Annotated in this window: 20 protein-coding genes and 2 riboswitches; of the genes, 10 read left to right on the forward strand and 10 right to left on the reverse strand. The window is 34.9% G+C overall.

All coding sequences use genetic code 11. From position 1 onward, the window contains the following. Positions 1 to 97 precede the first annotated feature (97 nt). Positions 98 to 874 carry a 3-hydroxybutyrate dehydrogenase gene (locus ACYVEC_RS13995; RefSeq protein ID WP_063223107.1) on the forward strand — a complete coding sequence of 259 codons (777 nt, stop codon included), beginning with the start codon at positions 98 to 100 and terminating at the stop codon, positions 872 to 874. 29 nt (positions 875 to 903) lie between these two features. Here ACYVEC_RS13995 and ACYVEC_RS14000 read toward each other — a convergent pair whose 3' ends face one another. From ACYVEC_RS14000 to ACYVEC_RS14015, 4 genes are all read right to left on the reverse strand, one after another. After that, positions 904 to 1,065 carry a YvrJ family protein gene (locus ACYVEC_RS14000; protein ID WP_000393331.1) on the reverse strand — a complete coding sequence of 54 codons (162 nt, stop codon included), beginning with the start codon at positions 1,063 to 1,065 and terminating at the stop codon, positions 904 to 906. A gap of 74 nt (positions 1,066 to 1,139) precedes the next feature. Continuing rightward, positions 1,140 to 2,195: an S-methyl-5-thioribose-1-phosphate isomerase gene (gene mtnA, locus ACYVEC_RS14005; protein ID WP_063223106.1), complete on the reverse strand. Its 1,056-nt coding sequence runs from the start codon at positions 2,193 to 2,195 to the stop codon at positions 1,140 to 1,142. After that, positions 2,192 to 3,373 (reverse strand): S-methyl-5-thioribose kinase, encoded by a 1,182-nt coding sequence (mtnK, locus tag ACYVEC_RS14010; RefSeq protein ID WP_063223105.1) that lies wholly within the window; start codon positions 3,371 to 3,373, stop codon positions 2,192 to 2,194. Before mtnK ends, mtnA begins: the two co-directional genes overlap by 4 nt. A gap of 91 nt (positions 3,374 to 3,464) precedes the next feature. Next, positions 3,465 to 3,603, reverse strand: a riboswitch (SAM riboswitch). 71 nt (positions 3,604 to 3,674) lie between these two features. Beyond that, a complete protein-coding gene (locus ACYVEC_RS14015) occupies positions 3,675 to 4,538 on the reverse strand; it encodes a carbon-nitrogen family hydrolase (RefSeq protein WP_033691466.1) in 864 nt (287 codons plus the stop codon). A gap of 14 nt (positions 4,539 to 4,552) precedes the next feature. Between ACYVEC_RS14015 and ACYVEC_RS14020 the strand changes: the two genes are divergently transcribed. The 6 genes from ACYVEC_RS14020 to ACYVEC_RS14045 all read left to right on the forward strand — a co-directional run bounded on the left by ACYVEC_RS14020 (position 4,553) and on the right by ACYVEC_RS14045 (position 9,577). Beyond that, the gene (locus ACYVEC_RS14020) at positions 4,553 to 5,731 is read left to right on the forward strand and encodes a pyridoxal phosphate-dependent aminotransferase (RefSeq protein WP_063223104.1); all 1,179 of its coding nucleotides are present in this window, start codon (positions 4,553 to 4,555) and stop codon (positions 5,729 to 5,731) included. 64 nt (positions 5,732 to 5,795) lie between these two features. Beyond that, positions 5,796 to 5,903: riboswitch (SAM riboswitch) on the forward strand. A gap of 64 nt (positions 5,904 to 5,967) precedes the next feature. Then, positions 5,968 to 7,212: a 2,3-diketo-5-methylthiopentyl-1-phosphate enolase gene (gene mtnW, locus ACYVEC_RS14025; RefSeq protein ID WP_063223103.1), complete on the forward strand. Its 1,245-nt coding sequence runs from the start codon at positions 5,968 to 5,970 to the stop codon at positions 7,210 to 7,212. Then, positions 7,209 to 7,868 carry a 2-hydroxy-3-keto-5-methylthiopentenyl-1-phosphate phosphatase gene (mtnX, locus tag ACYVEC_RS14030; protein ID WP_063223102.1) on the forward strand — a complete coding sequence of 220 codons (660 nt, stop codon included), beginning with the start codon at positions 7,209 to 7,211 and terminating at the stop codon, positions 7,866 to 7,868. Before mtnW ends, mtnX begins: the two co-directional genes overlap by 4 nt. After that, a complete protein-coding gene (locus ACYVEC_RS14035; RefSeq protein ID WP_063223101.1) occupies positions 7,865 to 8,503 on the forward strand; it encodes a methylthioribulose 1-phosphate dehydratase in 639 nt (212 codons plus the stop codon). The genes mtnX and ACYVEC_RS14035 overlap by 4 nt, the downstream gene beginning before the upstream one ends. Next, positions 8,481 to 8,993 carry a 1,2-dihydroxy-3-keto-5-methylthiopentene dioxygenase gene (locus ACYVEC_RS14040; protein WP_063223100.1) on the forward strand — a complete coding sequence of 171 codons (513 nt, stop codon included), beginning with the start codon at positions 8,481 to 8,483 and terminating at the stop codon, positions 8,991 to 8,993. Before ACYVEC_RS14035 ends, ACYVEC_RS14040 begins: the two co-directional genes overlap by 23 nt. 308 nt (positions 8,994 to 9,301) lie before the next feature. Continuing rightward, on the forward strand, positions 9,302 to 9,577 hold the full coding sequence (locus ACYVEC_RS14045; protein ID WP_063223099.1) for a hypothetical protein: 276 nt from the start codon (positions 9,302 to 9,304) through the stop codon (positions 9,575 to 9,577). Between the two features lie 46 nt (positions 9,578 to 9,623). Here the strand turns inward: ACYVEC_RS14045 and ACYVEC_RS14050 are convergent, their stop codons facing one another. From ACYVEC_RS14050 to ACYVEC_RS14065, 4 genes are all read right to left on the reverse strand, one after another. Next, positions 9,624 to 9,956, reverse strand: coding sequence for a DUF3909 family protein (locus ACYVEC_RS14050; RefSeq protein ID WP_063223098.1), 333 nt, complete (start codon positions 9,954 to 9,956; stop codon positions 9,624 to 9,626). Between the two features lies 1 nt (position 9,957). Then, positions 9,958 to 10,839, reverse strand: a complete 882-nt coding sequence (locus tag ACYVEC_RS14055) for an NAD(P)-dependent oxidoreductase (RefSeq protein ID WP_063223097.1) — start codon at positions 10,837 to 10,839, stop codon at positions 9,958 to 9,960. 4 nt (positions 10,840 to 10,843) lie between these two features. Continuing rightward, on the reverse strand, positions 10,844 to 11,980 hold the full coding sequence (locus tag ACYVEC_RS14060; RefSeq protein ID WP_275719482.1) for a serine hydrolase domain-containing protein: 1,137 nt from the start codon (positions 11,978 to 11,980) through the stop codon (positions 10,844 to 10,846). Positions 11,981 to 12,070: 90 nt separating this feature from the next. Further along, positions 12,071 to 13,363 carry a GGDEF domain-containing protein gene (locus ACYVEC_RS14065; RefSeq protein WP_063223095.1) on the reverse strand — a complete coding sequence of 431 codons (1,293 nt, stop codon included), beginning with the start codon at positions 13,361 to 13,363 and terminating at the stop codon, positions 12,071 to 12,073. 329 nt (positions 13,364 to 13,692) lie between these two features. On the opposite strand from ACYVEC_RS14065, the gene ACYVEC_RS14070 reads away from it, so the two are divergent. From ACYVEC_RS14070 to ACYVEC_RS14080, 3 genes are all read left to right on the forward strand, one after another. Continuing rightward, a complete protein-coding gene (locus ACYVEC_RS14070; protein WP_000180385.1) occupies positions 13,693 to 14,310 on the forward strand; it encodes a nitroreductase family protein in 618 nt (205 codons plus the stop codon). A gap of 235 nt (positions 14,311 to 14,545) precedes the next feature. Further along, the gene (locus ACYVEC_RS14075) at positions 14,546 to 14,764 is read left to right on the forward strand and encodes a hypothetical protein (RefSeq protein ID WP_060632133.1); all 219 of its coding nucleotides are present in this window, start codon (positions 14,546 to 14,548) and stop codon (positions 14,762 to 14,764) included. A 196-nt stretch (positions 14,765 to 14,960) separates the two neighbouring features. After that, positions 14,961 to 15,332 carry a DUF3915 family protein gene (locus ACYVEC_RS14080; RefSeq protein ID WP_063223094.1) on the forward strand — a complete coding sequence of 124 codons (372 nt, stop codon included), beginning with the start codon at positions 14,961 to 14,963 and terminating at the stop codon, positions 15,330 to 15,332. A gap of 97 nt (positions 15,333 to 15,429) precedes the next feature. Here the strand turns inward: ACYVEC_RS14080 and ptsP are convergent, their stop codons facing one another. Both ptsP and ptsH read right to left on the reverse strand, forming a co-directional pair. After that, a complete protein-coding gene (gene ptsP / locus ACYVEC_RS14085) occupies positions 15,430 to 17,142 on the reverse strand; it encodes a phosphoenolpyruvate--protein phosphotransferase (protein ID WP_063223093.1) in 1,713 nt (570 codons plus the stop codon). Continuing rightward, positions 17,142 to 17,405, reverse strand: coding sequence for a phosphocarrier protein HPr (gene ptsH, locus ACYVEC_RS14090; protein WP_000411080.1), 264 nt, complete (start codon positions 17,403 to 17,405; stop codon positions 17,142 to 17,144). The genes ptsP and ptsH overlap by 1 nt, the downstream gene beginning before the upstream one ends. Between the last annotated feature and the right edge of the window lie 67 nt (positions 17,406 to 17,472).

The following is a 17,472-nucleotide window of genomic DNA, read 5'->3' on the forward strand; positions in this document are numbered from 1 at the left end:
AGCTAACAATATTTTTCCAAATGTTTGCAGGAATTTTATTATACCCTCTCTAAATAGAGCAATATGAAAACTTTATTATGAAGGGATGTTTTTCATCATGGTTACAAATCGAGTTATTTTTTTAACAGGCGCTGCAAGTGGTATTGGTTATGAAATGGGAAACGCTTTTGCAAAAGAAGGTGCAAAAGTTGTTATTACCGATCGTCTTGAAGAACGTGCAAAAGAAGCTGCTGAAAAATTACAAAAAGAAGGCTATCAAGCTATCGGTTTAAAATGTGATGTTACATCTGAAGAAGAAGTTACAGCTGCCATTTCTCAAACAGTTACTCATTTTGGTTCATTACATATATTAATTAATAACGCAGGAATGCAACACGTTTCACCGATTGAAGATTTTCCAACCGAAAAGTTCGAACTACTTATTAAAATTATGCAAATCGCTCCTTTTATCGCAATTAAGCATGTCTTCCCAATCATGAAAAAACAAAAGTATGGCCGAATTATTAATGTCGCTTCCATTAATGGCCTCGTTGGATTTGCAGGAAAATCCGCCTACAATAGTGCCAAACATGGCGTAATTGGATTAACAAAAGTTGCTGCTTTAGAAGGCGCTACGCATGGTATTACTGTAAATGCCCTTTGTCCTGGTTATGTCGATACCCCTCTCGTCCGTAACCAACTACAAGACTTAGCCACGACTCGAAATGTACCACTGGAAAATGTTTTAGAAGAAGTCATTTATCCACTTGTGCCACAAAAACGCTTATTACAAGTACAAGAAATTGCTGATTATGCGATGTTTTTAGCGAGTGAAAAAGCGAAAGGTATAACCGGGCAAGCCGTTGTTATCGATGGTGGTTATACTGCTCAATAAAAATAAAGTTTGCTCACGAAGAGCAAACTTTATTTTTTATCCCGTGGATCGTCATACTGTAGTAATTGCCGCGGCAACTTTTCTATTGCAACAATTACCCCATCTAATTTACTTTCAATCCGATGGAGTAAATATAATGTTACAACAATTGGAAACCCTACATTACCTATCATCTTAATCCACTCTTCCATCTTTTTCGCCTCCTTTCATTATATAAATAAGAGAAACGAACACATTTAGGCATAAAAAAACAAGCTATTATGTATTAGCTTGTTGTTTCAAACAATGATGCAATTTCTTGCTTATAATTTCCACGTATAATACCTTTCTCAGTAACAATACCTGTAATTAATTCATTCGGTGTTACGTCAAATGCAGGATTATAAACATCAGTTCCAATTGGTGCCACTTGTTTGCCAAAAATTTTCGTAACTTCTGTTTCGTCTCTTTCTTCAATAACAATTTCAGAGCCTGTTTGTTTCGTAATATCAAATGTAGATAACGGAGCTGCAACGTAAAATGGGATATCAAAATACTTTGCTAATATAGCTAAATTCATTGTTCCGATTTTATTTGCGGTGTCTCCATTTGCAACAATTCGGTCCGCTCCCACAATAATCGCATTTATTTCTTTCGTTTGAATAGCATGAGCTGCCGTATTATCTATAATAAGTGTTACATCAATATCTGCCTGTTTTAATTCCCAAGTTGTTAAACGTCCGCCTTGTAAAACTGGTCTTGTTTCACACGCATACGCATGTAAACGTATACCTTTTTCTTTCCCAATATAAAACGGTGCTAATGCAGTACCATATTTAGCAGTTGCGATACTGCCAGCGTTACAAATTGTTAAAATGTTATCACCGTCTTTAAAACATGTTAAGGCATGTTCTCCAATACTCCGGCATACCGCTTCATCTTCTTGCTGAATGAGAAGCGCTTCTTCTTCTAATATTTTTTGTGCTTCTTTTATTGTAGTAATGTCTCGAATAGATTCTCTCATACGATCAATTGCCCAAAATAAATTGACTGCTGTCGGGCGTGACGTTCCCAAATAATTACAATCCCTATTAAACTTCTTTTGAAATTCTTCAATATGTAAAGTAGTATATTTTTTTGATGCAAGCGCCAAGCCAAATGCAGCTACAATTCCAATTGCAGGTGCTCCTCGTACTTCTAGCATGACAATGCTTTTCCATACCTCTTCAATCGTCGTTAATGTTTTATATTCTGTGCTATGCGGCAACTTTGTTTGATTTAATACTGCAATAGCATCCCCTTTCCAACTGACAGACCTCGGAATAGTAACAATTGTACTCATGCTTTTATCCCTCCAGAAACCGTCTGTTGAAATAGTGTTCGGAACAGCTGAATATCAGCACTCTTAGATTCATACTTTATTAGTTCTTTACCTAAGGATAGCGCTTGTTTCTTAGCTTGAATTCTCGCTTCTTTATTTGCTATTTCATCTAAATCTGCTACATGAGCTAAGCCAATTGTTCTACGAATTATTTCACATCCCGCAAATCCGACAGCATCCGTAAAAATATTTTGCAAAATAATTGGTAGCCATTGCTTTTCTTTCGTATATACCTCTACACCTTCTCCAATCCATAACCTCGTAAAAGTTTCTACAAAATAACTCCACGTCTTCTCTATATGGAAAAATAGTACCCTTCTCTGTTCTTCTTCTCTAGATAAAGCATTCAATAATAGATTTGCAATAAATTGACCGATGTCAAACCCAAATGGACCGTACGTTGCAAATTCTGGATCAATTACTTTCGTTTCAGAAGGTGATGAAAAAATACTTCCAGTATGTAAATCTCCATGAATGAGTGCCTCTTTTCTCGTTAAAAATTTATATTTATACTGAGCCACTTTTAGTTTGACCGTTTTATCACTCCATAGTTCATCTACAGCTAGCTGCAAATCTGGCTCATAATCATTTGTATCGTAATGGCCAAATGGATCTGTAAACACTAAATCTTCTGTAATTTTGCAAAGGTCTGGGTTTACAAATGTACCTTCTAGTACCCTTTTCTCTTCTGACTCTAACCCGAAATCTGAAGTATAAAATAAAACATGCGCTAGAAAACGACCGATATGTTGGGATAAAAGTGGATACTCTTCTCCATCTATTAATCCTTTTCTTGTAATTGTTAGTCTTGATAAGTCTTCTATTACTGTTACTGCTAACTCTTCATCATGACTGTGCACTACTGGAACATAATCCGGTACATACTTCGCAAAAATTTGTAATGCCTTGCTTTCAATCGTCGCTCTTTTTATAGATAACGGCCAGCTCTCACCAACTACTTTTGCATATGGCAGTGCCTGTTTTATTATAATAGACTTCTCTCCATCATCTAATTTGAACACGTAATTTAAATTTCCATCTCCAATTTCATGACAAACAACATTTGCTTTCTTTGCAAAATAACCGTGTTCTTTCGCATATTGTATAGCTGTTGTTTCAGTTAATGAATAATATCCCATCGTCTTCTCCCCCTTTTTTAAATTCAGAGGTTTTTCTGACATAGAAAAACCTCTTTCCACTAAGAAAGAGGTTTGAAGTTTATCTTCTCCCCTCTTATCTGCCAGAAAGTTTTACTTTCTGCTGGAATTAGCACCGTGCCTTTTGGCGTAAACGCCCCATTTCACAATGGTATTACGGTCGGTTGCTGGGCTTCATCGGGCCAAATCCCTCCACCTGCTCTTGATAAGAGTTGTATAATTTTTTGAATTTTTAACTTTATGTTGAAGACTATACCAAGAATAAAAATCACTTGTCAACATTTTATTTGTATAATTCTGGACGACGATCTGCAAAAACTGGAATTCCTTTGCGTACTTCTTTAATTTTCTCGAATGTAAGTTCTCCAAATAAAATTGATTCTTCTTCATTCGCTTCTACAACAACTTCGCCCCAAGGGTCGACAATTAAAGAATGACCGGCAAACTCATTATTCGGATCTTTTCCTGCCCTATTACATGCAACAACATAACACTGATTTTCAACTGCTCTTGCTTGCAATAACAAACGCCAATGTGCTAAACGAACTAATGGCCATTCTGCTACAACAAATAAAACTTTTGCACCTTTAGCAGTATGAACGCGCATCCACTCTGGAAAACGAATGTCATAACAAATTGTGCCGGCACACTCTACATCATCTAACTTAAATTCACCTGTACTATTTCCAGCGATTAAATATTTATGTTCATCCATAAGCTGAAATAAATGTACTTTACTATATTCATTGACTAGTTCTCCTTTATTAGTTACAACATACATTGTATTTGTAACACCTTGTTCTGTTTGCTTTGCTATAGAACCACCAACAATATGTACACCATATTGTTTCGACCATTCTATCAACTTTTCTTTCGTTTCCAATCCATCCCTATCTGCAATTTCAGAAAGTCTCGTTAAATCATAACCTGTTGTCCATAGTTCTGGTAAGACGATAACATCTGGTCTTTCCTTCATTGCTTCGCTTATTTTATTTTTAGCATTCTCAATATTTTTTTCTACATCTCCAAAGACAATATCCATTTGAATACATGCGACTTTCATTTTTTCAGCCCCATTCTCATTTTTTTCTTTACAAAATACTGGAAAGATTATATCATTTGTCACTAGAATTGTAACAACTTTCAAAAGAGGTGGAAAGTATGAAATTATTCCAACCTTCTGAGATAGTAACATCATTGCCAACACAATTTTTTGCTTCACTTGTTGCAAAAGTTAATAAAGTCGTTGCAGCTGATCACGATGTTATTAATCTAGGTCAAGGTAATCCAGATCAACCAACACCGCAGCATATCGTAAAAGCTTTACAAGATGCTGCAGAAAAGACCATTCATCATAAATATCCGCCATTTCGCGGACATGAAAGTTTAAAAGAAGCCGTGGCAACATTCTATCAACGTGAATATGATGTAGTAGTAAATCCAAAAACTGAAGTTGCTATTTTGTTTGGTGGAAAGGCTGGATTAGTAGAATTACCAGTTTGTTTTACAAACCCTGGTGATACTATTCTCGTTCCCGATCCAGGCTATCCAGATTATTTATCAGGAGTTGCTTTAGCAAAAGCACAATTTAAAACAATGCCGCTTATTGCAGAAAATAATTTTTTACCAGATTATACGAAAATTGATGACTCTATTGCCGAGCGTGCAAAATTAATGTTTTTAAACTATCCAAATAATCCTACAGGTGCTACTGCATCAAAAGATTTTTTTGATGAAACTATTCATTTTGCTAATAAACACAATATATTAGTTGTTCATGATTTTGCTTACGGTGCTATTGGGTTCGATGGTCAAAAGCCTGTTAGTTTCTTACAAGCAGACGGTGCCAAAGATACAGGAATCGAAATTTACACATTATCGAAAACTTTCAATATGGCTGGCTGGCGTATCGCTTTTGCTGTAGGGAATGAAAGTGTGATCGAAACAATTAACTTATTACAAGATCATATGTATGTTAGTATTTTTGGTGCAGTTCAAGATGCTGCCCGCGAAGCACTATTAAGTTCACAGTCTTGCGTAATAGACCTTGTAAATAGTTACGAATCTCGAAGAAACGCTCTTATTTCAGCTTGTCACTCAATTGGTTGGAATGTAGACATTCCAACAGGTTCATTCTTTGCATGGCTTCCTGTACCAGAAGGTTATACATCTGAGCAATTTTCTGATATTTTACTAGACAAAGCACACGTTGCAGTTGCTCCTGGTGTTGGATTTGGTGAACATGGCGAAGGGTACGTCCGTGTTGGTCTCTTGCATACAGAAGATAGATTACGAGAAGCCATTAATCGAATTGATAAATTAAATTTTTTCAAAAAATAATTGACAACGCGAATAATATCTGACAAAATTCAGTTATCTTAAAAATTTAAACATTTCTAAATACTTCTTATCAAGAGCAGGTGGAGGGACGAGCCCGACGAAACCCGGCAACCGATCTACATAATTGTAGACACGGTGCTAATTCTCGCAGCATTACGCTGACAGATAAGGAGCTGGTTATAAAAAAACCTCTCCTTAGCTGAGAGGTTTTTTTATTTAACTAGGAGGTTTTAACAATGAGCGGAATAATAGCGACGTATTTAATCCATGATGATTCACATAACTTAGAAAAAAAGGCCGAGCAAATTGCACTCGGATTAACAATTGGCTCTTGGACCCATTTACCAAATTTATTACAAGAACAATTAAAACAGCATAAAGGCAATGTCATTCATATTGAGGAATTAGCTGAACAAGAACATACCAATTCGTATTTACGAAAAAAAGTAAAACGCGGGATTATTAAAATCGAATATCCGTTATTAAACTTCAGTCCAGATTTACCAGCGATTTTAACGACTACCTTTGGAAAGCTATCACTTGATGGCGAAGTAAAATTAATTGATTTAACTTTTTCAGATGAGTTAAAAGAGCATTTTCCTGGTCCAAAATTCGGGATAGATGGTATTCGAAACCTTTTACAAGTACATGAGCGTCCCCTTTTAATGAGTATTTTTAAAGGAATGATTGGACGAAATATTGGGTATTTAAAAACGCAATTACGCGATCAAGCAATTGGTGGTGTAGATATAGTAAAAGATGATGAAATATTATTTGAAAATGCATTAACACCTCTTACGAAACGCATTGTATCGGGAAAAGAAGTTTTACAATCCGTATATGAAACATACGGACATAAAACGTTATATGCCGTAAATTTAACAGGACGAACTTTTGATTTAAAAGAAAATGCGAAACGTGCAGTGCAAGCTGGAGCTGATATTCTATTATTTAACGTATTTGCTTACGGACTAGATGTACTACAATCACTTGCAGAAGATGATGAAATCCCAGTTCCTATTATGGCACATCCTGCTGTAAGTGGTGCTTATTCAGCATCCAAGTTATATGGAGTTTCATCTCCATTATTACTCGGAAAGCTACTACGTTATGCTGGGGCTGACTTTTCATTATTCCCATCTCCATACGGAAGTGTTGCGCTAGAAAAAGAGGAGGCTCTTGCTATCTCAAAATATTTAACTGAAGACGATGCATTTTTCAAGAAGAGCTTTTCTGTTCCGTCTGCTGGTATTCATCCTGGTTTCGTTCCCTTTATTCTACGAGATTTCGGTAAAGATGTTGTTATTAATGCTGGTGGCGGAATACACGGACATCCAAATGGGGCGCAAGGCGGCGGTAAAGCTTTCCGTGCTGCAATTGATGCTACTTTGCAAAATAAACCACTCCATGAAGTAGATGACATAAACTTGCATAGTGCACTACAAATATGGGGAAATCCCTCTCATGAGGTGAAATTATGAGTATTCAAGTATTTTGTGATTTTGATGGCACGATTACAAATAATGATAACATTATGTCCATTATGGAAAAATTCGCACCACCAGAAGCCGAAGAAGTAAAGAATAGAATTTTATCACAAGAGCTATCTATTCAAGAAGGTGTTTCTCAATTATTTCAATTAATACCTACTAATCTGCACGATGAAATTATTCAATTTTTAATAGAGACTGCTGAAATTCGTAATGGTTTTCATGAATTTATACAATTTGTAAATGAAAATGACATTTCTTTTTACGTTATATCAGGTGGAATGGATTTCTTCGTCTATCCACTCTTACAAGGACTCATTCCTAAAGAGCAAATTTACTGTAATGAAACTGACTTTTCAAGTGAATACATTACCGTTAAATGGCCTCATCCTTGTGATCATCATTGTCAAAATCATTGCGGATTATGCAAATCATCTTTAATCCGTAAATTAAGTGATACGAATGACTTCCATATTGTGATTGGAGATTCAATTACTGATTTACAAGCTGCAAAACAAGCAGATAAAGTATTTGCCCGTGACTTCCTTATTACAAAATGTGAAGAGAATCATATTGCTTATACACCTTTTGAAACATTTCATGATGTTCAATTTGCATTAAAACATTTGTTGGAGGTGAAATTATGAAACAACTGTTTCGTCAATGGTTTGACTTAAGCGAGATAAAAAAAGAATTAACAACACGAAATTGGTTTCCAGCAACGAGTGGTAATATTTCTATAAAGGTTAGTCATGAGCCACTTACTTTTCTTATTACAGCAAGTGGTAAAGATAAAACAAAAACGACTCCAGATGATTTTCTCCTAGTAGATCATCTAGGGGTTCCCGTATTAGAGACTGAATTACGCCCTTCAGCAGAAACAATCTTGCATACGCATATTTATAACAATACGAATGCTGGATGCGTACTTCATGTTCATACAACTGATAATAATGTCATCACAAACTTATATAGTGATACCGTCACCCTTCAAAATCAAGAAATTATTAAAGCTCTCGATATTTGGGAAGAAGGTGCAACAATCCACATTCCTATTATTGAAAACCATGCCCACATCCCAACGCTTGGAGAAACCTTCCGAAAGCATATACAAGGAGATTCGGGAGCAGTATTAATCCGTAACCATGGTATTACCGTGTGGGGCCGAGATAGCTTTGATGCAAAGAAAAGATTAGAAGCTTATGAGTTTTTATTCCAATTTCATATAAAACTATTATCAATTCAAGGAGGCGTTTCTAATGGCGCAAATTCGTATTCATGAAGTAAATACTCGCATTGAAAATGAAGTGGAAGTATCTAAATTTTTACAAGAGGAAAGTGTTTTATATGAGAAATGGAATATTTCTAAACTTCCTCCTCATTTAAATGAAAATTATTCGTTAACAGATGAAAACAAAGCTGAAATATTAGCTGTGTTTTCAAAAGAAATCGCTGATGTTTCAGCACGTCGAGGTTATAAAGCACATGATGTAATTTCACTTTCAAATAGCACACCTAACCTTGACGAATTATTAATTAATTTTCAAAAAGAACACCATCATACTGATGATGAAGTTCGCTTTATTGTTAGCGGGCATGGCATCTTTGCTATTGAAGGCAAAGATGGGAAATTCTTTGACGTTGAACTTGAGCCAGGTGATCTCATATCTGTTCCTGAAAATGCAAGACATTATTTCACCTTGCAAGATGATCGTCAAGTTGTAGCTATTCGTATTTTTGTTACAGCTGAAGGCTGGGTTCCAATCTATTAAGGTAGTTAGTTGAATAAAAGGAACTTGGATCCCCTTTTCCAACCTTTTATTCACTCTACATATATACATCCTCCTATGGAACAGGCTTATTTCAAAAAATGAAATAAGCCTGATTTTTTATTTTCTCAAACGTATGAGTCCTTCTGTTCAAAAACAATCTTCTCCTTCTATTTTTTAAGTGTATTTCTTAACACTTTTTGAACATTTATTGAACTTTTTTTGAATTTTTTCTGAAAATTCTGTTTTGTATATGATATACTACAAATAACTAAGAAGGAAAAGAATATCGCAAACAGAGGGGGATAATCATGAGTTTACTTATCGCACTTATACTAGGGGTTACGTGTGGAGCACTTCCTGTTATTCTAGGAGCTATTATGGAAGAGTTAGAAGTTGGTGTTTTAGGTTTTGTTGCATCTTGTGTAAGCGCTTTACTTTTTGGTTTGTTCGGCGCTATTCCTGTTTCAATTCTGTCTGCATTTTATATAATACGCCATGCTCGTGCAAAACAATTTGGTCCTAATCACATCGCGCAAGTTATTCCATTCCCAATTGAACGATGCCGCCGTGCTTCTAGCTTATAATTATAAAATTAAATATAAATAAATAAAAGTCCTCAAATGAGGACTTTTATTTATTTTCTTCTAGAAATTGAAACAATTCTTGTAAATGTAGGACATCTTCACTATAGCTAACAGATACGTGGCATATACCATCAATCTCTGCTTGCATATAAAGATTAACTCCATCTTGATCATATTTCAATGCCAAATAAAACTCCATTTCTTCTAGCATCTTTTTTGAAGTTCGAATAACGTAATGCCCTTTCTCATCTCTTCCATATTCGAATTTCGGTTCAAAATCATATTTTTGTTTAAAAGCTTCTTTTTGTTTTTCATTAATTTGTACACAAGTTGCTCGTTGTACAGCATCAATCATCTCATCAAATTTTTGAAGATCCATCTCACTTACCCCCTATGTATTTTTTGTATAACACTTGTGTTCCGCTATCCTCTTCCCCGTCTTTCATTAACTCTTCATACAATTCCTTCGCCAAACTTAAACCCGGTACTGGTAATTTTAATTTTTCAGCCTCATCTAAAGCAATCTTCATATCTTTCATAAAATGCTTTACATAAAATCCTGGTTCAAAATCTCCCTTTAACATTCGAGGAGCTAAATTACTCAATGACCAACTACCTGCTGCCCCAGTAGAAATACTCTCTAATACTTTATCGGGATCTAATCCAGCTTTTTTCGCATAAGCAACTGCTTCACATACCCCAATCATATTAGAAGCAATCGCAATTTGATTGCACATTTTTGTATGTTGTCCACTTCCAGCTGGTCCTTGCAACTGAATATTTGTTCCTAGTTTTTCAAATAACGGTAAACATTTTTCATATATTTCTTTCGCGCCACCGACCATAATTGCGAGTCTTGCTTCTTTCGCACCGACGTCTCCTCCAGATACAGGCGCATCTAACGTATATACATTCTTTCTTTTACCAGCTTCATTAATACGCTTTGCCAATGTTGGTGTAGATGTCGTGAAATCAATTGCGATTGTTCCTTCATTTGCATTCTCCAAAATCCCATCTATCCCAAAATACACTTCTTCTACATCATGTGGATATCCAACCATAGTCATTACAACATCAACTTGCTTTACTAACTCTTTCGGTGTATCACACCAATTTGCACCATCTTGCACTAAAGAGTCTGTCTTCGCTTTCGTTCTATTATATACATATACTTTATGACCATCTTGCATTAAATGATGAACCATACTTTTTCCCATTACTCCAATACCGATGAAACCTATTGATAAATTTTTATTTTCCATTTTCTCATCCCCTTTGTTCTAATAAATCACTTACCATCTTTCGGAACTCTTTATTAAAATCATCATCCATACTATTTTTCACATTTGAAAATAAAATAACAAAAGTCCCTTTTTCTTTATTAAAATTATTGAAAGTGTTCCAACCAGATAGTACACCATGATTATGAAAATAATCCGGATATATGTAAAAACTAAATGCATATTTTCGTTCTGTTGACGGTGAAAACATCACTTGTATACTTTGTTCAGAAAGAAGTTTCCCATTTATAATCGCTTCGTCTAACTTCTTCATATCGCCAACTGTTGTATACATCTCACCGCATCCATATAACCAATCCATTAACAATTTTTGTGCAGGTTCAAGTACATTCTCTTTCTTTACATATCCTTTAGTAAAATGCTGATCTCCCTGAGCCATATTTCCCATACCGGATTCATGCATTTCTGCTTTAGTAAATATATTTTCTTTTATGTAATCTCCTAAAGGTTTTTTTGATATGCTTTCTATAATGTAGGCAAGCACCATATAATTATAATCTGTATATTTCCAACCTGTGCCTGGTGGAAATTCTAATTTTTGGCTTCCAATCCAATTTACTAAGTTTATACGAGAAGCGGCATTCACTTTCCCTTTTCCGCTTTCTGGTAAACCTGATGTGTGTGTTAACAAATGATATAAAGTAATATTTTTATCTACTGGAAAAGAGGGAATATATTTATTTACATTATCTTGAATATTTAGCTTCCCTTGTTCCTGTAGCTGCAAAATAGATGTGGCCACAACTGTTTTCGTAATAGAACCGACACGATATTTCGTTTGAGGTGTATTCTCTATCTTATTTTGAACATCAGCATACCCATATCCTTTATTCAATATAACATGCTCTTTATCTGTTACTAAAACTGTTCCATTAAATTGCTTTCCTATTAAATATTGATCTAACTTTTGAGATATACTAGCATAATCAATTTGCTGTTCTTCTTTTTCTTCTATATTCTCTTGTACTTCTGATTCAATAGTAGGATTCACCTTAGTGGTTAATACAGTGCTTTCCTTTATATTGGGGTTATAGAGAAAATAGTATACTTCACCACAAACTACAACTGACAGCGAAGCCATCGTCATTATTTTTTTTATCATGTTGTTCCTCCATAATTCCTTCGTTCAAAATCCCCCCTACATTCTATTATCGAACAATAAAAAAAAATCGCAACAATTTGTTGCGAAAAATCACTTTTTTTCTTTTCTATATACACACACTTGATTTTTCCCATTTTTTTTCGCTTCATATAATGCAATATCCGCTCGTTGCATTAATTCTTCTCTTGTAATTCCTTGTTCATATAATGCAACTCCAAAACTCGCTGTTAATTTTGAAATTCCTGAGAATTGCTTTGTTTCAATGAAAAATCGTAATGATTCCGCAACCTGAAATGCTTCTTTTTCTACTGTATTAGTTACTAAAATAATAAATTCTTCTCCTCCCCACCTTGCAAACACATGTTGCTGCTCCACTTTAGATTTCATAAGCTCTGCAAGCTGAATTAATGCTAAGTCACCAAAATCATGGCCATACGTGTCATTTACTGTTTTAAAATTATCTATATCAAATAAAATAAGTGCTATGTTTTCATTATTACGCATCGCATTATCCCATTCTGCCTCTAGTATTTGTTGGAATTTCAAACGATTATAAATCTCTGTTAACGAATCTATCATAGCAAGCCTTTCTTGTTCTTGATAGATTTCATCTAATTCTGTAATCTCTGTACACTTCACAATAAATCTTGATAAATCTTCTGGCAATGGTGTCGCACGCAATAAAAAAGTTGACACTTCCCCTTCATAATTGGTCATCTTAATTCTTCTATCATATGATAATGTATCATCTAACCATGTTATATCATGAGTTGTTGAATAGTATCCATTTTCTCTAATGAAATGTTCAGCAAATACTAAATGTTGCTCACGATAGGCAAACAAATTTTCATATCCAAAAAACTCTAAAAAATTTGTATTACAATCAACAATCTCATCATCTTCTACTATAAATAATAGATCATTTTGAAAATCAAACATCGTTTGAAGTAGTTCTTGTTGCAAACTTACTTGCCGTACTAAAGAAAGCTGATACAAACTCTTATTCACTTCCTCTAACACCATTTGTGGAGTCACAGGGGCTATTACAATATTACGTATTCCTAACGTCAGCACTTCTGCAAACTTGCTTGTTATATGTTGATCCCAAATGACAATAAATGTACCCTGTGGATTATACATATTCTTTATATATTTTATTTGAGAAAAATCTGTTACATACATAATTACAATATGTGGTTTAGTCCTCTGAAACAATAATTCTCCTTCTTCGAAACTATTTGCTATAAACATACATTTTGGATGGATATTTTCTATCGTTTGTTGATGTGTGCATCCATTTTCTATATAAAGGACATTTAACTGAAGATCTTGTAATACATTTTGGAAAACCGTATTCTCTAATAAAAAATGTAGTATGTTCATCACTAGTCTTCACTCACTTCATATATCTTGTTCTACTGAATTCCTCACAAACATTTTAAAAGATTGTTCTCTAAAAACTCTAATCAGTGAGGAATTCATATTAACAAGCTAATTGAGAATGTTCTCTTCGTTTTTTCACTCTATAAATTCCTTTTTTAGTGTATGATTATAAGAATTGTATCGTTTGTATGAATGCCCTAGCTTCCTCTTTAAAACTTGACAATTAAAATAAATATATTATATTCTTAAATTCGACAACTTACAAAATGTAAGTAGAATATATTACATGTATTTTTTCATAATTTGATTTGTAATTTGGAGGATATATAATGACAAACGACAACTTTTTTAATGTTCTATACGAACGCACATCTACACGTGCATTCAACCCAGAGAAAGAAATTTCATCTACAGAGTTACACGAGATTTTAAAGGGAGCTGCTCAAGCACCTTCTGCTTGGAACTTACAGCACTGGAAATTCCTCGTATTCCAAGGTGAAGATGTACAGAAACGATTGCATCCAATTGCTTATAACCAGCAACAAATACTTGATGCTTCAGCTGTAGTCGCTATTTTAGGTGATTTAGAAGCTTATAAAAACGTTGAACCAGTTTATGGTCCAATTGTAGAACAAGGATTTATGAAAGAAGAAGCAAAAGAGCGCTTAGCTAAAAATATTGAGTCTGCATATGCTCGTGAACAATTCCCAAGAGATGCAGCCTTTTCAAATGCATCTTTAGCAGCAATGCAACTTATGCTTGCGGCTAAAGCAACTGGCTGGGATACTTGTGCTATTGGTGGTTTCAACCCACAAGCACTTACAGAAGAATTCAATGTTTCATCTCGTTACGTACCAATTATGCTTATTACAATTGGTGAATCAACTTTAAAAGGTCATCCTGCACCTCGAATGAGCGTAGAACAAGTGAGTGAATGGGCAAAATAATAAAAAACGAAGGTAATTTCATTACCTTCGTTTTTTTATGTTCTGTCACACATCCGTAATATTACAATGTATTATTCGACATCTACATATAAAAAAATAGTAAATTTCATGCTATTTCCATACAAACAAATGGCGTTTTGTGTCGAATTTTGTTAAAGTAACGAAATATAACCGTGTATTTTTGTTACAATTGTGATACAATGATAACAAATAGATAACAAGAGAGGGATTTTCATTGAGTTCATACGGAAGCTTTATTGCACTTTTATGTTACATAGTAACTGTACTGCTTCTATATTTTATTGGAGATGCTGCAAACATTTCAGTTTTACAATTTCCAAAAGAAGAAGCATTCCAATTAGAAGCAGAAAAACATACTGCACGATCCATTGTACCACTACTCTTAGCTCTTCCTGTATATATCATCGTTTTATATAAAAGCAAAAAAGTGTAAAGGCTACCTATTTCATTCATTGCGGTGGTCTTTACATTTTTTTGTGATATCTATCCTATTTTAAACATCATCCCGTAATAAACACCCAACTAGTCTTTTAAAATGAGAAAATCCCCTAGAAAAAATTCCACTCTCTGTCCAGTCACTCATTACCGAACTTACATAGATTATAAGTGTGAAGGGGGTGATGAGGATTATGTTTGGATCATTTGGATGCTGTGATAACTTTAGAGACTGTCATCATCATGAAAGAGAGTGCAGACATCATGAGAAAGAGAAAGAGAAAGAAGTAGTTAGACCACAACAACCAGCTGTATGTAACGTACTTGCTAGCATTTCAGTTGGAACAGAACTTTCTCTTTTAAGCATTAGAGGTAATGGCACTTTCAACAATGTAATTTTTGAAGGTTTCGCTAACGGTGTTGCTCTTTTCTCTGCTTTAGCTCGTAATAACAATGATAAAGACAATAAAGATAACGACAAAGATGATAAGCACAATCAAAACCGAAATACTTTTACTGGTATTTTACGTGTATGCCCAACTGATATCGTTGCTATCGCTATCTAATTCTGTTCCTTATCCTCTATAGTAAGAAAATAAGATTTACTTTTCTCATAGAAAAAACCTGAGACCGATTTCAAATCGACTCAGGTTTTTTTATTGATTATATGCTTTTAACTAGTTCAACAACTTCTTCAGCAGTTGACATCATTAATGCTTTTTCTGCTAATGTTTCCATTTCTGCTTTTGACAACTTGCTTAGTTGTGTTCTTGCAGGAAGAATAGATGTTGCACTCATACTGAACTCATCTAAACCTAATCCTAATAATAATGGGATAGCAAGTGAATCTCCCGCCATCTCACCACACATACCAGCCCATTTGCCTTCTTTATGAGCAGCATCGATAACCATTTTTACAAGACGTAAAATAGATGGGTTATACGGTTGGTATAAGTATGATACTTGTTCGTTCATACGGTCTGCAGCCATTGTGTATTGAATTAAGTCATTCGTTCCGATAGAGAAGAAATCAACTTCTTTCGCGAATTGATCTGCTAATACTGCTGAAGCTGGGATTTCAACCATCATACCAACTTCAATAGAATCAGAAACAGTTGTACCCGCTTCTACAAGTTTCGCTTTCTCTTCTAATAAGATCGCTTTCGCTTGACGGAACTCATCAAGAGTTGCAATCATTGGGAACATAATTTTTAAGTTACCGTATACGCTAGCACGAAGTAATGCACGAAGTTGTGTACGGAACACATCTTGCTCATCAAGACATAAGCGAATTGCGCGGTATCCTAAGAATGGGTTCATTTCTTTTGGTAAATGTAAGTATGGAAGCTCTTTATCTCCACCGATGTCAAGTGTACGAACAACAACAGGTTGACCTTCTTTTACACCTTCAAGAACTGCTTTATACGCTTCGAACTGCTCTTCTTCTGTTGGAAGATTGTCACGGCCCATGTATAAGAATTCTGTACGGTATAAACCAACGCCTTCTCCGCCATTATCGATAATACCTTGTACATCATTTGGTGTTCCGATATTTGCAACAAGCTCAACGTGATGTCCGTCACTTGTTACAGTAGCTTGGTCTTTTAATTTTGCCCATTCAGTTTTTTGCTCTTCAAATTTCGCTTTCTTTTCTTCAAACGAGCGAAGAGTTTCTTCTGATGGATTCACAATTACTTCTCCATCTAAACCGTCGATGATTACGATATCGCCGTTTTGGATTTTCTCCATAACAACTTTCGTACCAACAACAGCTGGAATTTCCATAGAGCGAGCCATAATTGCAGAGTGAGATGTACGTCCACCGATATCAGTAGTGAAACCTTTTGCATACTTACGGTTTAACTGAGCTGTATCAGATGGTGTTAAATCTTCAGCAATGATGATTACTTCTTCAGAAATTGTACCAGGATTTGAGAAGTTAACGCCTAGTAAATGTGCAAGAACACGCTTTGTTACGTCACGAATGTCCGCAGCACGTTCTTTCATATATTCGTTATCCATGTTTTCAAACATAGAAATAAACATTGATGCAACTTCATCCATTGCAAATTCAGCATTTACTTTTTCGCCATTTACTTTATCTTTTACTGGGTTTACTAATTCTGGATCATTTAACACTAATAAATGTGCTTCAAAGATCGCAGCTTTATCAGCACCTAGCTCAGCAAAAGCGTGATCCTTAATAGCTTCTAATTCAGTTTTTGCTTTCTCAAGCGCAGCTTCTAAGCGTGCAATTTCTGCAGCTTCGTTTGTAATTGATTTCTTTTCAATGTTAAATTCAGGATTTTCAAGTCTGAAAGCCTTTGCAATAGCAATCCCACTTGATGCAGCGATCCCTTGAATGTTAAGAGTCATTATTCTCCTAATCCTTCGTTTTTCATAGTTTCTTCGATAGCTGCTAGTGCTTGAGCTGCATCATCACCATTTGCAGTGATTTTAATTTCTGCGTTTTGTTGAATGCCTAAAGACATAACGCCCATGATTGATTTTAAGTTAACGTTTTTTCCGTTATACTCCAAGTTAATGTCAGACCCAAATTTGCTTGCAGTGTTTACAAGTAGAGTTGCTGGACGAGCATGAATTCCTGAGTCGCTAGTTACTTTAAAGATTTTTTCCATGATAATTTATCTCCTTTAAATTACAGTATTTTTTTAGTTGTATAGACGTGAGTACTACATCATCTAT

The sequence above is a fragment of the Bacillus sp. MN7755 genome, from assembly GCF_054771475.1.

Excerpts from the sequence above, each read along its gene's own strand:
- ACYVEC_RS13995 (WP_063223107.1), top strand. The coding sequence starts at position 98 with ATGGTTACAAATCGAGTTATTTTTTTAACAGGCGCTGCAAGTGGTATT.
- ACYVEC_RS14000 (WP_000393331.1), bottom strand. The coding sequence starts at position 1,065 with ATGGAAGAGTGGATTAAGATGATAGGTAATGTAGGGTTTCCAATTGTT.
- mtnA (WP_063223106.1), bottom strand. The coding sequence starts at position 2,195 with ATGAGTACAATTGTTACTATTCCGAGGTCTGTCAGTTGGAAAGGGGAT.
- mtnK (WP_063223105.1), bottom strand. The coding sequence starts at position 3,373 with ATGGGATATTATTCATTAACTGAAACAACAGCTATACAATATGCGAAA.
- ACYVEC_RS14020 (WP_063223104.1), top strand. The coding sequence starts at position 4,553 with ATGAAATTATTCCAACCTTCTGAGATAGTAACATCATTGCCAACACAA.
- mtnW (WP_063223103.1), top strand. The coding sequence starts at position 5,968 with ATGAGCGGAATAATAGCGACGTATTTAATCCATGATGATTCACATAAC.
- mtnX (WP_063223102.1), top strand. The coding sequence starts at position 7,209 with ATGAGTATTCAAGTATTTTGTGATTTTGATGGCACGATTACAAATAAT.
- ACYVEC_RS14035 (WP_063223101.1), top strand. The coding sequence starts at position 7,865 with ATGAAACAACTGTTTCGTCAATGGTTTGACTTAAGCGAGATAAAAAAA.
- ACYVEC_RS14040 (WP_063223100.1), top strand. The coding sequence starts at position 8,481 with ATGGCGCAAATTCGTATTCATGAAGTAAATACTCGCATTGAAAATGAA.
- ACYVEC_RS14045 (WP_063223099.1), top strand. The coding sequence starts at position 9,302 with ATGAGTTTACTTATCGCACTTATACTAGGGGTTACGTGTGGAGCACTT.
- ACYVEC_RS14050 (WP_063223098.1), bottom strand. The coding sequence starts at position 9,956 with ATGGATCTTCAAAAATTTGATGAGATGATTGATGCTGTACAACGAGCA.
- ACYVEC_RS14055 (WP_063223097.1), bottom strand. The coding sequence starts at position 10,839 with ATGGAAAATAAAAATTTATCAATAGGTTTCATCGGTATTGGAGTAATG.
- ACYVEC_RS14060 (WP_275719482.1), bottom strand. The coding sequence starts at position 11,980 with ATGATAAAAAAAATAATGACGATGGCTTCGCTGTCAGTTGTAGTTTGT.
- ACYVEC_RS14065 (WP_063223095.1), bottom strand. The coding sequence starts at position 13,363 with ATGAACATACTACATTTTTTATTAGAGAATACGGTTTTCCAAAATGTA.
- ACYVEC_RS14070 (WP_000180385.1), top strand. The coding sequence starts at position 13,693 with ATGACAAACGACAACTTTTTTAATGTTCTATACGAACGCACATCTACA.
- ACYVEC_RS14080 (WP_063223094.1), top strand. The coding sequence starts at position 14,961 with ATGTTTGGATCATTTGGATGCTGTGATAACTTTAGAGACTGTCATCAT.
- ptsP (WP_063223093.1), bottom strand. The coding sequence starts at position 17,142 with ATGACTCTTAACATTCAAGGGATCGCTGCATCAAGTGGGATTGCTATT.
- ptsH (WP_000411080.1), bottom strand. The coding sequence starts at position 17,405 with ATGGAAAAAATCTTTAAAGTAACTAGCGACTCAGGAATTCATGCTCGT.